The organism is uncultured Marivirga sp. (genome assembly GCF_963974845.1).
Taxonomy (GTDB): Bacteria; Bacteroidota; Bacteroidia; order Cytophagales; family Cyclobacteriaceae; genus Marivirga; species Marivirga harenae.
In genome coordinates this window covers 93,121-105,228 of record NZ_CAXBEQ010000003.1, presented here as the reverse complement: position 1 = coordinate 105,228, position 12,108 = coordinate 93,121, and the positions used below count along the sequence as shown (strand labels likewise).

The window sequence follows — 12,108 nt, the reverse complement described above, 5'->3', positions numbered from 1 at the left end:
GTAGAAAGGCTTTTTTGTTTCGTTATTCACAAGAATAAGCTAAATCAATGATCAATGTCTTAAGTGATTCTTCCTCTTCTAAACTATACCACTGTTGTATATATTCAGTAATATAACCAGCTTCATTAATAGAATATTCATGATAAACTTCCAGATAAGGGGTACCATCTTTTAAAACCCTTTCAGATAGATTAGCTAATCGAGAATCCATTAGCATAGTATAATAAATATCCCTATCAGAAAACGCAGCCAAAATAAATTCGGAATTCTGATTGTTCGGCCTACCATCTAAGTAAGTAAAGTAGTCAGTATATGCTAAAGTAACGATCTTCTTAAGTAACTCGTCCTCAAATTCCAAAGTGAAGTTTTCGACTAAATTATAGCTTCCTGACCCTGAATTTAATATCTGTAGTAACTCATTATCCATCTCCCGATTATATAGTATTCCCGAACTGATCTTGCCCTCACTATATTCAATTTCTAAATCTGTTTCCCTTTCACCTTCCGAGTAGCCGACAGTTTCAATTTTTCTTATTCTGCCCATACTATCATATGAATAATAATAAATTGTTTGTCTAGAAGTATGGTAATATTCTGTCAATAAATTTAGATCATTGAAAACTAGACTATCTGTGTACACTGAAGTATCATTTTCCAGACTGATCTCTTTGAATATAACTTCTGTTGGAATACAATCAACTGCTCCAGCAACCTCTCGAACAGACTCAAAGGGGTCAATATCCGTTTCATTTTCTAATTCATCATCTTGATCCGTTTCAACTATTTCATCCTCCTTGCATGAAAATATCAAAATTGAAAAAAACAACCCAAAAATCAAGTAGCTTGTGCATTTGTACATCATATAAACAATCAACTTTTAAAAGATATAGGTTACATTAAAAGATAATTACCACTTATCCTAAAACGAAGCTAAGTGTAAAAATTACACTATCTTTTTTACCAAATTAACTCCTGTATTTCAGGTAGTTAACCTCTATTTAAGTTTAAAGACCTCACCTTTAACCAAAAATTCTTATGTTTTATTCAAGAGATTTCCTAATTTCATTCCACTTAAACTCTTAAAAACACTATTTCATATGGACGACATGAATAAAGACAATCATTTAAACAGGCGAAAATTCTTGCGTAATATGGGTCTGGCGGCTGCTGGCATCACTATAGTGCCAAGCAATGTGATCGCAGGCTTAGGACACACAGCACCTAGTGACAAATTGAATATCGCAGGTATCGGTGTGGGCGGCATGGGACGTACTAATTTAAGAAATATGAATTCCCAAAACATTGTGGCTTTAGCTGATGTGGACTGGAAGTATGCTGATAAAACTTTCAAAGACTATCCTAAGGCTAAGAAGTACAAAGATTACCGCAAGATGTTAGAAGAAATGGACAAGGATATTGATGCAGTGATGATCAGTACACCTGACCATACGCATTACGTTTCTGCAAAAGATTCAATGAATGCCGGAAAACATATCTACCTTCAAAAACCCCTTACACATTCAGTGTACGAATCAAGAAAGCTACGCGAATTAGCAGATAAAACCGGTGTGGCCACTCAAATGGGTAACCAGGGAAATTCATCTGATGACATGAGGAAAGTTTGTGAATGGATATGGAATGGTGAAATTGGTGAGGTAACAAAAGTAGATGCCTGGACGGACAGACCAATCTGGCCTCAAGGATTAGAAAGACCAAAAGAGAAAATGGAGGTGCCAAGCACATTAGATTGGGATCTTTTCTTAGGCCCAGCTGCTGAAAGACCTTATCATGAAGCATATACTCCTTGGAATTGGAGAGCTTGGTGGGATTTCGGAACGGGTGCATTAGGAGACATGGCTTGTCATATTATGGATCCTGTTTATAAGGCATTAGAATTAGGATACCCTTATGCATTTGAGGCTACATCTTCACAAGTTAATACAGAAAGCGCCCCAATGGCAGAAAAAGTGACTTACTACTTTGGTGAGCGACCAAAAAAAGGGAAAATCAATATGCCGGGAGTAGAATTTACCTGGTACGATGGAGGATTAAAACCTGACAGGCCTGAGGGCTTGAAAGACGGATGGTATCCTGGTGATCAAATGGGCTGGGGTGGAGCCATTTTCTATGGTACTAAAGGAACATTAATTTGCGGTACTTACGCCATGGAACCATTTATTATCGGCAGAGAAGATAATCCACCACCTGTAACCAATGAATTAAGGAGAATTCCAAAAGCAATGGAAGGTGGACACGAAATGGACTTTGTTAGAGCTTCTAAGGAGAATAAAAAATCCAGAGTAGAATGTAGCTCTAATTTTGCTTATGCTGGCCCATTGAATGAGGTGGTTGTATCTGGAAATTTAGCTGTTAGACTTCAGGATTTAAGAAGAAAGCTTGACTGGGATGCTGAAAATATGAGAATCACCAATATTGGAGATGACGAAGAAATCAGGGTCGTAAGCACTGATAGTTTCACTGTTGTTGATGGTAATCCTAGATTTGATACAAAATATCAAACCATAAATGCTAAAAAAGCAGCGGAAGACTATATCAAGAGGCCTTATAGAAAAGGGTGGAATTATTGATTGATAATTAGTAATTAGAGAATTAATAATTGAATTAAGCTGTTAGGTCATGACCTCAGCCCCCACTGTTTCGGTGTTTTCACCGAAACTTTGGCAGTTCACGGCTTAAAATAGCGTTGCAAAGGCTTGCAGGAGAAAACATCTGCAAGAGGTATGTAGTATCTTGAACCAACTGGTTTTAACATAGTAACAAAACATAAACAATTTTAATCATAAAACTCAAAATCATAGAACAATGAAGAAATCAATTTTTATAGGCTGTTTGGCGATGTTTGCGATTTACGCATGCGACAGCAGCAAAAAATCAAGCAGTGAAGAAGAAAGTGACAGCACAGCTATTGAAGAAGTTGTAGAAGAAGTGGCAGAAAAAATTACAGGTCCTAACACTTTGACTGCAAAGGAAAAAGAAGATGGATGGAAGCTTCTATTTGATGGCAAAACCACAGATGGTTGGCGTGGATATAAAAAAGAAACTTTCCCTGCTGCATGGAATATAGATAAAAACTCACTTCATATCCAAGGTTCTGGTAGGGGTGAAGCTGGAGCACAGGACGGTGGAGATATAGTATATGACAAAGAATTTGCTGATTTCCACTTAAAATTAGAATGGATGGTGGATAGCGCTGCTAATTCTGGAATATTATATCGTGGAAAAGAAGAGTACGATTACATCTGGAAAACCGCTCCTGAAATGCAAGTTTTAGATAACAAACACCATCCTGATGCGAAGCTAGGCAAGAATGGCAACAGACAAGCAGGATCATTATATGATCTTATTGCGGCAGATCCGCAAAATTTCAAAGGTCATGGAACTTGGAATAAGGCCGAGGTTATAGCAAAAGGAAACAACATAGTTCACATCCAAAATGGTGATACTGTTGTACAGTACACGATCGGATCTGAAGAAATGAAAAGCTTAATAGCCAACAGCAAATGGGCTGACATAGGAAATGAAAATTGGGGTGATATTGCTCCAAAGGGATATTTTGCCCTTCAAGATCATGGTGATGATGTGTGGTTCAGAAATATTAAGATTAAGGAAATGTAAGTAGTTGGATGAAGGATGATGGATGAAGGGTGAAAACCTAATACATCCATCATCCAACACCCATCACCCATCTCTCTTAATACCCTTCAAATATTCATAGCTTTTAGTGATTTCTATGAACGGCTTTCCGCTTTTAGTTTGGTCTTGCTCAACAAAAAACTGTTTTAAGCCAGCTTTTGATGCATGATTAAAAATTCTTTGCCAATCAATTACTCCTTCCCCAACAGCAGAGAAAAATTGCTCCTCTCCTTCTCCCATATCTTTCACATGCCATAATGGAAATCTACCCTCGTTATTTTTAAAGTATTCCACAGGATCTACTCCTGCCCGTGCTGTCCAATACAAATCCAATTCGAATTTTACCAAATTCACATCACATTGGGACAACAATAAATCATAAGGGATATTACCATCAAGTGCCTGAAATTCAAAATCATGATTATGATAGGCCATTTGCAAGCCGTACTCCCTGGCTGTTTCCCCACAGGAATTCAACAAATCTGACAACTTTTTATAATCATCAATGCTTTCACGCTCAGAATCAAAAAGATATGCACAAGCAATATGACTTTGCCCTAGTTCTGCAGCATCAGCTACTGTTCTTTCCCAATCATTCGTCATAGTACCAACATTCTCAGGCATAGCCCAACCCGTTAGCACGTGACTACTCTTTGCTTTCAAACCAAGATCATCAATTATTGACTTAACTTCCTTAATACTATTACCGAAATACTTACCATCAGAATAATTAAAAAATTCAAGATTTTTATATCCGATTTTAGAAACTTTTTCTATAGTACCCTTAAAGTCTTCCTCCAGTGCTTCTCTCAGAGTATATAATTGAAGCCCAGCTTCACTAGCAACTCCTTGAATTTTAGGGCTACAAGAAGAAAGAATTGAAGATGGAATAAATGCAAGTGCAGAGGCCATACCTGCATGTTGTATAAATTTTCGTCTGTCCATAGTGTTATAGTTTTGATATTGGAATTTAGCAATAATTGTACATACATGGAAATAAGAATGCTAAAAACAACACCTATTTCTTTTCCTTCAACAAATCCCTGATTTCTGCCAACAGTTCAATATTACGAGGAGTGGAAACAGTCCCATCCTGCTCATTCTCTGATTTTTTCCTCAGCTTGTTAAACATCCTTACAACTAAATAAATACAAAAGGCGATGATCAGAAAATCTATGGTGACTTGAATCAGATTTCCGTAATTAATGGTAATGGCAGCACTTAATATATTGCCATTTCCATCCAACTTAGCCTCCTTAAAAACATAAGCTAAATCCTGAAAATTTATTTTTCCAATGAAGATACTTAGTACTGGCATAATTAGATCAGCCACGATGGAATTCACAACTTTAGTAAATGCAGAGCCAATGATAATACCAACTGCCATATCAAAAACATTTCCTTTTATGGCAAATTCTTTAAATTCTTTGAAGAAAGTCATAGTATAGTAAGTTTGTGAAACTAATTGAATTTTCAAATTACTGTTAAAGCAAAAAAGCTACAAGGATTATTTTCCTCATAGCTTCCTTCTCATAGAAAGAGTAAGTTTTCTCTTGTGTAAAATCCGAAATAATTGCTTAAGTCCTTGGATAAAAGACATCTAAATTTAAGCAAACCACTGATAAAAATACGCGTGTCCTAAAATTCGATCGGAATACTTACCATTGTGTTCGCCCAAATCATCTGAAGACTTACCTCACCCTCAACTTGATCAAACCTGATGGTAAAAGGTTCAAACAATTGGTCGGATTTACTTACTGGCACTTCAAATCTCAATAGATCTTTTTCTTCATCATATTTATATGCCCCCCATTGACCTACGTCTTTGTTTAAAATTATAGTCCAGCTTTTAGCTCCTGGAATCGTAAATACAGAGTAGGTCCCCGCTGGAACAACTTCACCAGCCATGTTTATTGTGTCAGTAACTGTGATTTCAGTAGCTTCATTAGCCCCAGTTCTCCAAACTTTACCTAATGGAGCAAGTTCTGATGTAGCTGTAAAAGACTCTCTTCCTCTAAGATGTGGTCTTCCATAAGTTACTTTTACATAAGTATCCTCAAAAGAGTAAGTCACCATTCCCAAAGGGCTTGGCTTTTGTTTTAAAGCTTCTTGAGCCTGCGCATCAAAACTTAATAAAACAAGCATTGCAAAGCAAGCAAAGATTGTTGAGATGATTTTTTTCATAATTTCAAGTGTTTAGAAATATTTTAAATTGCCACATACCCCCTAGGGATCCCTAGGGGAGAATAGTCAAAGTTAAAAAACCTAATTAAACAACCTTCAAAAATACGTTCTATTCATTTCGGTTGTTAGACAGGATTAATAACTATTAGCTGTTTTTATTTGAAAGCAATTTACAATTTTATTAATCATCGCACTATATTCCATTATATTTGTTTCATGGAAAAACCACAATTTGACGATATTTTCATGGAGTTAGCCGTAAACTTGGCCAAACGTTCTCATTGTATCAAAAGGCATGTTGGAGCTGTCCTAACCAAAGAAACTAGAATTATCTCCATTGGATATAATGGCCCTCCAGCCGGCACACATAATTGTGATGAAGAATTCCCGGGAAAGGGCTGCGGACTAGATTCTAAAGGAAGCTGCATGTTGGCCATTCACGCTGAACAAAATGCTATTATGTATGCAGTTAAAAATAATGCCTCTGTGGAGAACTCAACACTTTACGTGACCCTTTCTCCTTGCTTGGCATGCGCACGAATTATCTATAGCATGGGTATTACAAAAGTGATTTTTCTTAATTCCTATGCTGAATACAAAGGTTTGGATCGAGATGAGGGATTAGACTTTCTGGAAAAATTCGGAGTAGAAGTGGCGAAGTATCAGGGTAACTTGGAGAATGTAACACATATGATTTAAAAAATCATAAATTTTAAATATTCCATACCTATTCTTTGTGAAAGTTATTTTCTTAAGAGAATATACTTACTTTTGTTCTTAAACAAAATATTAAAAATGAAAAATTTCAAATTACTAGTAGTATTATTTATTGGATTGTTTATCCTTCAAGGATGTAACAAAGAAGATGACGAAAATTTGTCTAACACAGCGGACTTAATTGGATTATGGACCTCCACAGAGGTGGAAATAACATTTTTAGTAGATGGTCAACCGTATACTGATAATGATTTAGCACCGCAGTTTGAGGGACAAGGTCAGACGTTGGTCTTCCGAGAAGATAATACCTTTACATCAAATGAAGGTACTGCTGATGAAGATAAAGGAACTTGGTCTTTGAACGCTGAAGGTAGCATCATCACATTCAATAGTGATAGTGGAGAAAGTTACGAATACGAAATTCTATCATCCTCGGATAGTCAACTGAAAATCAAATACGAACAAGATATCACAGCTTTAGCAGCATTTTTTGGTGTGGAAGTTCAAGAAGAGTTTATCCTTGAAGGTGAAGTAATCTTAGTGAAATAAATAGCACTTTAGTATAATTTCAAATACTTAAACAAAATTCACCTCAGGACTCAGTTCAACACCAAATTTGTTTTGAACTGAGTCCTGAATTTTTTTGGCCAAATTCATAATATCTTTTCCTGTTCCATTACCATAATTCACTAGTACCAAAGCTTGCTTTTGGTGCACTCCTACCCCATTTTCACTATAACCTTTCCATCCTGCTTTTTCAATTAGCCAGCCGGCTGCTAATTTAATTTGACCATTATCCAATCCATAGGAAGGCAATTCAGGGAATTCTTCAATTAATTTATTAAACTGTTGGAAATTAATAACAGGATTTTTAAAAAAGCTACCCGAATTACCAATCTTAGCAGGATCTGGGAGTTTTGACTGTCTTATTTCGATCACTGATTCACTTACATCCTGAATGGAAGGACTTTTGATACCTTTCTCTTTCAAAACATCTTGAATAATTCCATAGGACATTTGCAATCTGTGAAAACCGTATCTATCCAATTTAAAACTAACGGAACTTATAAAATACTGTCCTCTATACTTATGCTTAAACACGCTTTCCCGATATCCAAAATCACAATCAGCAGCAGTAAAAACTTCTATCTCAGCAGTTTGAAGATTAACTGCCTCCAGTGAATGAAATGCATCCTTTATTTCAACTCCATAAGCACCAATATTCTGCATGGGTGCCGCTCCCACTGTGCCCGGTATTAATGACAAATTTTCTAATCCTCCCCAGTTCTTCTTCAGTGTATAAAGTACAAATTCATGCCAATTCTCGCCTCCACCACATTTCACAACAACTGATTGATCCTCTTCTTCTAGAATTTCAATACCAGTAATACAATTCAGAATTACCAAACCATGAAAATCTTCGACTATCAGGACGTTACTCCCACCCCCCAAAATAAGATGCTTATTATCTCGCCACTCCTTACACTTTAGCAGTTCTTGAAATTCTTCAGTTGTATTTATTTTAATAAATAAATCTGCTTTAATATTAAATCCAAAAGTGTTGTAAGCCTTTAATGATTGCGCTTTTAAAAATTTCAACATACTGCTATGTGTGGACGGTATTAATCTAAATGTATCAAATAATATAAATTAAATGTACAATTTTTTAATTAAATACTATTTTATTAGTTTAGTGATCTAAGCGATAAAATTACAATGAAAAATTTATTCATCATAAGTATAGTCATATTCATTTTCACAGCTTGCACTGATCACAAAGAATTAGGTAGCCAATTATTTGAAGAAGGTAATTATGAGCTTGCCATAACACATTTTGAAGAAGTGCTGGAACTTGATCCACGAAATGAAATGATGCTTTATAATGCTGGGAGATGTTATGAGGAGATGGGACTATATGAAAAAGCGATTGAGAAATATGATAAAAGCATTTACTACCAAAGAGATTTAACCATTGCCTACTTAGGAAGAGGAAGGTCATATTTCAAAAGTGAAAATTACAAAAGTGCAGTGATAGATTTTAAAAATGCACTTTACTACGATGAGAAAAATGAAGATGCACTTTATTACGGTGGGCTCAGCTTAATGAAAGATTCGATTTACAGCAAGGCACAAAAAGCATTTACTGAGTTATTGGAGATGAACCCGGATCATTATAAAGCTAGATACAATAGAGGTGTCCTTTATGCCATTCAAGCCAATACTTTATTCGCTTTATCAGACTTCAATAATTTAATACGAAATAAAAAACTACTTAAAAACGCCTACTTTAACAGAGGAATGATCTATCAGTACATGAACAACTATGACGGTGCAATACATGACTTTTCCAAAGCACTTGACCTTGGCTTAGAGAACGAAAACATTTATTTAAAAAGAGGAGAATGCTACTCAAGTATTCAACAAACTCAGAATGCCTGTAAGGATTACGAAGAAATGGCGAAATACAACAAGTCAAAGGCAAAAGAATATCTAATGAAATATTGCAATCTAGTCAATCTCTAGGATAAAGCGCTACTCTTCTAAATCGCTAAAGGCAATGTCAACTTCCTTTTCAGCTCCTTTAAGCATAGATTTACAATTCTTTAACAAATTCATTGATTCCTTGACTAATTCAGTCAACTGGTCAATTGGAATTTCTTCATTCTCCACTTTCTTCAAAATATCCTCTAGTTTTTGGAGGGATTCTTCATATCCCAATTTTTTGCTTTTCGCCATGACAATGTAGAATCTAAATTAACAGTAAATATAATCTCAAATTTGACAGCTAGTTAGCTGATGACTAACCTAACGCTTCATTATAAACATCACAATCAACCCTTTCTAATCAATTTCAATATCCCATTCATCATTTAACATACTAATGGTATGATGTGCAGTCAAATCAAATTGACAAGGGACTACAGAAACAAAATTATTAGCAATAGCCCATTCGTCATTATCTTCTCCTTTGTCAAAGTTCACAAAATTCCCTGCCATCCAAAAATACCTTCTGCCATTAGGATCGAACCTCTGGTCGAACTCCTCTTCCCATTTCGCTCTTGCTTGACGACAAATTTTTATTCCCTGAATTTTCTGATTTCGCTTGGGTGGAAAATTCACATTTAAAGTGGTGTATTTAGGCAAGCCGGTCGCTAGAACTTGTTTCGCAATCGCTTTAACATATTCAAGAGCGTGCTCAAATTCCGCATCCTGTGCATAATCACACAAGGAAAAACCGATTGAAGGACAGCCTTCAATGGCCCCTTCAATAGCTGCCGACATAGTTCCAGAATAGAGTACACTAATTGATGTGTTACTGCCATGATTAATTCCACTAACAATTAAATCTGGTGTTCGATCTTTCAAAACATGATGTTTCGCTAGTTTTACACAATCGGCTGGAGTACCGGAAGACTCATAGGCTAAAATATCATCCCCAAAAATATCAGTTCTATCTAATCTTAAAGTGTTTCCAATTGTAATCGCATGTCCCATACCTGACTGCGGGCTGTTAGGAGCTACAACAACAACTTCCCCCAACTCCTTCATGCACTCCACTAAATGACGAATACCTTTACTCGTTACTCCGTCATCATTACTTACTAAAATCAATGGTTTCTCCATAATAAATTATCGATTATCTCGATGAAACTAATTCGTTATAATAATTCATAATAATAACCAAGTCACCTTGCCTATCTACCTTCAATCGTTTGTCCTTTATATAGTCTTTCATCTGCGGCTCCAGTTTTCCAAAAAATGGCATCAGGTCCTTTTTCTTTTCAGAGAATTTATGAATTTCACCATCATCTGTTAACAAAAAATAATCATAGGTTAATATTTCTCTTCTTCCAAACCCTCCTCTCGTCCTATACATTGGATTACCAAACCTATTATTATTCTCTATGGTTACATACTCTCTGGCCATCAAGGTGATTTTTCCCTCTTCTAAAATCTCAAAGAAAACAGGCGTCTTTACCCTACCCTTCAATTCATAAGGAATGGAATAAATCAATCGCACACGTTTAAAGAACTGGCAATGAATTTTAAAGAAAAGAATTTTCTGAGATGTAAAAGTTTTGACGGTCTTACTTGTAGTATATTGTACTAAATTTGATTCAAAATCATATTGTATTTTTCCTTGTAACGTATCCTCAGAATCCAAAACAATAAAGCCTGGATGCCACATTTCTTGCGGTAAATTTTGACTTAAGGATGTCGAGGAAAAGAGGAATAATGATATAGTACAAAAAACAACAACCTTCACATTAACTGTTTTTAAGAATGCTATGTCCCATTTTGTCTCGCTTGGTTCGTAAATAGTTTTCATTGTGTTTATTTGGTGGAATCTCTAAAGCAACATTCTCCACAATTTCCAAGCCATAACCAAGCAAGCCAGCTCTTTTTGTTGGATTATTTGAAACTAATCTGATTTTTCTAACACCTAATTTCCGTAATATCTGGGCACCGACCCCGTAATCTCTTTCATCCATCTTAAAACCTAAAGCCACATTAGCCTCTACTGTATCCATGCCCTGTTCTTGTAGTTTATAGGCTTTTAATTTATTCATCAAACCAATTCCTCTTCCCTCTTGATTCATATACACAATAACTCCTTTTCCTTCCTTCTCAATCATCTCCATCGCCTGATGTAGCTGTGGGCCACAATCACACCTACAAGAGCCAAAAATATCACCTGTTAAACAAGAAGAGTGTACGCGGACCAAAACAGGCTCATCTTCTTCCCATTCTCCCTTTACTAAAGCCAAATGGTTATCTTTAGTAGTGGTTTGTTCAAAGGCTATTAATTTGAAATCACCAAAATCAGTCGGCATTTCAACGTCTACCTTTTCCTCAACCAATGACTCATTATCTAACCTATATTCGATTAAATCTTTAATAGCAACTAACTTCAAGTTAAATTTATCAGCTACCACTCTCAAATCGGGTAAGCGAGCCATGGTCCCATCTTCGTTCATTATTTCCACCAAAACTCCACCTGGGATTAGTCCTGCCAATCTAGAAAAATCGACTGCCGCTTCAGTATGACCAGTTCTTCTTAATACCCCACCTTGTCGTGCTTTGAGAGGAAAAATATGGCCTGGTTTACCTAGTACCTCTGGTTTTGTATCTGGATTTACTAAGGCCTGGATTGTTTTAGAACGATCGCTAGCTGAAATCCCAGTAGTTGTTCCCTGTCCAATCAAATCAACTGAAACTGTAAAAGGAGTTTCGAATTGCGCAGTATTTTTGCCTACCATCAATTCTAATCCAAGCTCATTACATCTATCTTCCGGAAGTGACGCACAAATCAATCCTCTTCCGTGTTTGGACATAAAATTAATAATTTCAGGGGTTACCTTTTCAGCAGCACAAATGAAATCACCTTCATTTTCTCTATCTTCATCATCTACAACAATGATAATTTCCCCGTTTTTGATCGCTTCAATAGCCGATTCTATAGTATCTAAATGGATTCTTTCTGATGACATAAATCTTTGAAAAATAATAAATCACAAAGGTAGCCATTATTTCATGATTACCCGACAAAAA

14 protein-coding genes are annotated in these 12,108 nt (G+C 36.0%); 5 read left to right on the top strand and 9 right to left on the bottom strand.

Annotated elements, in window-relative coordinates:
- Positions 1-22: 22 nt before the first annotated feature.
- Positions 23-862 carry a hypothetical protein gene (locus AAC601_RS08115; protein WP_340152980.1) on the bottom strand — a complete coding sequence of 280 codons (840 nt, stop codon included), beginning with the start codon at positions 860-862 and terminating at the stop codon, positions 23-25.
- Positions 863-1,097: 235 nt separating this feature from the next.
- Here AAC601_RS08115 and AAC601_RS08110 point away from each other — a divergent pair, with 235 nt between their 5' ends.
- Positions 1,098-2,588: a Gfo/Idh/MocA family oxidoreductase gene (locus AAC601_RS08110; protein ID WP_303268621.1), complete on the top strand. Its 1,491-nt coding sequence runs from the start codon at positions 1,098-1,100 to the stop codon at positions 2,586-2,588.
- Between the two features lie 235 nt (positions 2,589-2,823).
- A complete protein-coding gene (locus AAC601_RS08105) occupies positions 2,824-3,636 on the top strand; it encodes a DUF1080 domain-containing protein (RefSeq protein WP_303268619.1) in 813 nt (270 codons plus the stop codon).
- 63 nt (positions 3,637-3,699) lie between these two features.
- On the opposite strand, the gene AAC601_RS08100 is transcribed toward AAC601_RS08105, so the two are convergent.
- The 3 genes from AAC601_RS08100 to AAC601_RS08090 all read right to left on the bottom strand — a co-directional run bounded on the left by AAC601_RS08100 (position 3,700) and on the right by AAC601_RS08090 (position 5,838).
- Positions 3,700-4,599 carry a sugar phosphate isomerase/epimerase gene (locus AAC601_RS08100; protein WP_340152979.1) on the bottom strand — a complete coding sequence of 300 codons (900 nt, stop codon included), beginning with the start codon at positions 4,597-4,599 and terminating at the stop codon, positions 3,700-3,702.
- 73 nt (positions 4,600-4,672) lie between these two features.
- Complete coding sequence (gene mscL / locus AAC601_RS08095; RefSeq protein ID WP_303268615.1) at positions 4,673-5,095, bottom strand: large-conductance mechanosensitive channel protein MscL; 423 nt, start codon at positions 5,093-5,095, stop codon at positions 4,673-4,675.
- Positions 5,096-5,292: 197 nt separating this feature from the next.
- Entirely contained in the window at positions 5,293-5,838 is a 546-nt protein-coding gene (locus AAC601_RS08090) for a DUF2911 domain-containing protein (RefSeq protein ID WP_303268613.1), read from the bottom strand.
- 216 nt (positions 5,839-6,054) lie between these two features.
- Between AAC601_RS08090 and AAC601_RS08085 the strand changes: the two genes are divergently transcribed.
- On the top strand, positions 6,055-6,537 hold the full coding sequence (locus AAC601_RS08085) for a dCMP deaminase family protein (protein WP_303268611.1): 483 nt from the start codon (positions 6,055-6,057) through the stop codon (positions 6,535-6,537).
- A 96-nt stretch (positions 6,538-6,633) separates the two neighbouring features.
- Positions 6,634-7,104, top strand: a complete 471-nt coding sequence (locus tag AAC601_RS08080; RefSeq protein ID WP_303268610.1) for a lipocalin family protein — start codon at positions 6,634-6,636, stop codon at positions 7,102-7,104.
- A gap of 27 nt (positions 7,105-7,131) precedes the next feature.
- Here AAC601_RS08080 and murB read toward each other — a convergent pair whose 3' ends face one another.
- The gene (gene murB / locus AAC601_RS08075) at positions 7,132-8,157 is read right to left on the bottom strand and encodes a UDP-N-acetylmuramate dehydrogenase (RefSeq protein ID WP_340152978.1); all 1,026 of its coding nucleotides are present in this window, start codon (positions 8,155-8,157) and stop codon (positions 7,132-7,134) included.
- Positions 8,158-8,271: 114 nt separating this feature from the next.
- Here murB and AAC601_RS08070 point away from each other — a divergent pair, with 114 nt between their 5' ends.
- Positions 8,272-9,078, top strand: a complete 807-nt coding sequence (locus AAC601_RS08070; protein WP_340152977.1) for a tetratricopeptide repeat protein — start codon at positions 8,272-8,274, stop codon at positions 9,076-9,078.
- Between the two features lie 9 nt (positions 9,079-9,087).
- Here AAC601_RS08070 and xseB read toward each other — a convergent pair whose 3' ends face one another.
- The 4 genes from xseB to AAC601_RS08050 form a co-directional block, all read right to left on the bottom strand.
- Positions 9,088-9,291 (bottom strand): exodeoxyribonuclease VII small subunit, encoded by a 204-nt coding sequence (xseB, locus tag AAC601_RS08065; protein WP_303268607.1) that lies wholly within the window; start codon positions 9,289-9,291, stop codon positions 9,088-9,090.
- A gap of 105 nt (positions 9,292-9,396) precedes the next feature.
- Positions 9,397-10,179 (bottom strand): 5'/3'-nucleotidase SurE, encoded by a 783-nt coding sequence (surE, locus tag AAC601_RS08060; RefSeq protein WP_303268606.1) that lies wholly within the window; start codon positions 10,177-10,179, stop codon positions 9,397-9,399.
- 13 nt (positions 10,180-10,192) lie between these two features.
- Positions 10,193-10,885, bottom strand: a complete 693-nt coding sequence (locus AAC601_RS08055; protein ID WP_303268605.1) for a hypothetical protein — start codon at positions 10,883-10,885, stop codon at positions 10,193-10,195.
- A complete protein-coding gene (locus AAC601_RS08050) occupies positions 10,824-12,047 on the bottom strand; it encodes a bifunctional 3,4-dihydroxy-2-butanone-4-phosphate synthase/GTP cyclohydrolase II (RefSeq protein WP_303268604.1) in 1,224 nt (407 codons plus the stop codon). The genes AAC601_RS08055 and AAC601_RS08050 overlap by 62 nt, the downstream gene beginning before the upstream one ends.
- Positions 12,048-12,108: the final 61 nt, after the last annotated feature.

Bases quoted from the DNA above. Each gene is read 5' to 3' on its own strand.
- AAC601_RS08115 (WP_340152980.1), bottom strand. From the start codon at position 862: ATGATGTACAAATGCACAAGCTACTTGATTTTTGGGTTGTTTTTTTCA.
- AAC601_RS08110 (WP_303268621.1), top strand. From the start codon at position 1,098: ATGGACGACATGAATAAAGACAATCATTTAAACAGGCGAAAATTCTTG.
- AAC601_RS08105 (WP_303268619.1), top strand. From the start codon at position 2,824: ATGAAGAAATCAATTTTTATAGGCTGTTTGGCGATGTTTGCGATTTAC.
- AAC601_RS08100 (WP_340152979.1), bottom strand. From the start codon at position 4,599: ATGGACAGACGAAAATTTATACAACATGCAGGTATGGCCTCTGCACTT.
- mscL (WP_303268615.1), bottom strand. From the start codon at position 5,095: ATGACTTTCTTCAAAGAATTTAAAGAATTTGCCATAAAAGGAAATGTT.
- AAC601_RS08090 (WP_303268613.1), bottom strand. From the start codon at position 5,838: ATGAAAAAAATCATCTCAACAATCTTTGCTTGCTTTGCAATGCTTGTT.
- AAC601_RS08085 (WP_303268611.1), top strand. From the start codon at position 6,055: ATGGAAAAACCACAATTTGACGATATTTTCATGGAGTTAGCCGTAAAC.
- AAC601_RS08080 (WP_303268610.1), top strand. From the start codon at position 6,634: ATGAAAAATTTCAAATTACTAGTAGTATTATTTATTGGATTGTTTATC.
- murB (WP_340152978.1), bottom strand. From the start codon at position 8,157: ATGTTGAAATTTTTAAAAGCGCAATCATTAAAGGCTTACAACACTTTT.
- AAC601_RS08070 (WP_340152977.1), top strand. From the start codon at position 8,272: ATGAAAAATTTATTCATCATAAGTATAGTCATATTCATTTTCACAGCT.
- xseB (WP_303268607.1), bottom strand. From the start codon at position 9,291: ATGGCGAAAAGCAAAAAATTGGGATATGAAGAATCCCTCCAAAAACTA.
- surE (WP_303268606.1), bottom strand. From the start codon at position 10,179: ATGGAGAAACCATTGATTTTAGTAAGTAATGATGACGGAGTAACGAGT.
- AAC601_RS08055 (WP_303268605.1), bottom strand. From the start codon at position 10,885: ATGAAAACTATTTACGAACCAAGCGAGACAAAATGGGACATAGCATTC.
- AAC601_RS08050 (WP_303268604.1), bottom strand. From the start codon at position 12,047: ATGTCATCAGAAAGAATCCATTTAGATACTATAGAATCGGCTATTGAA.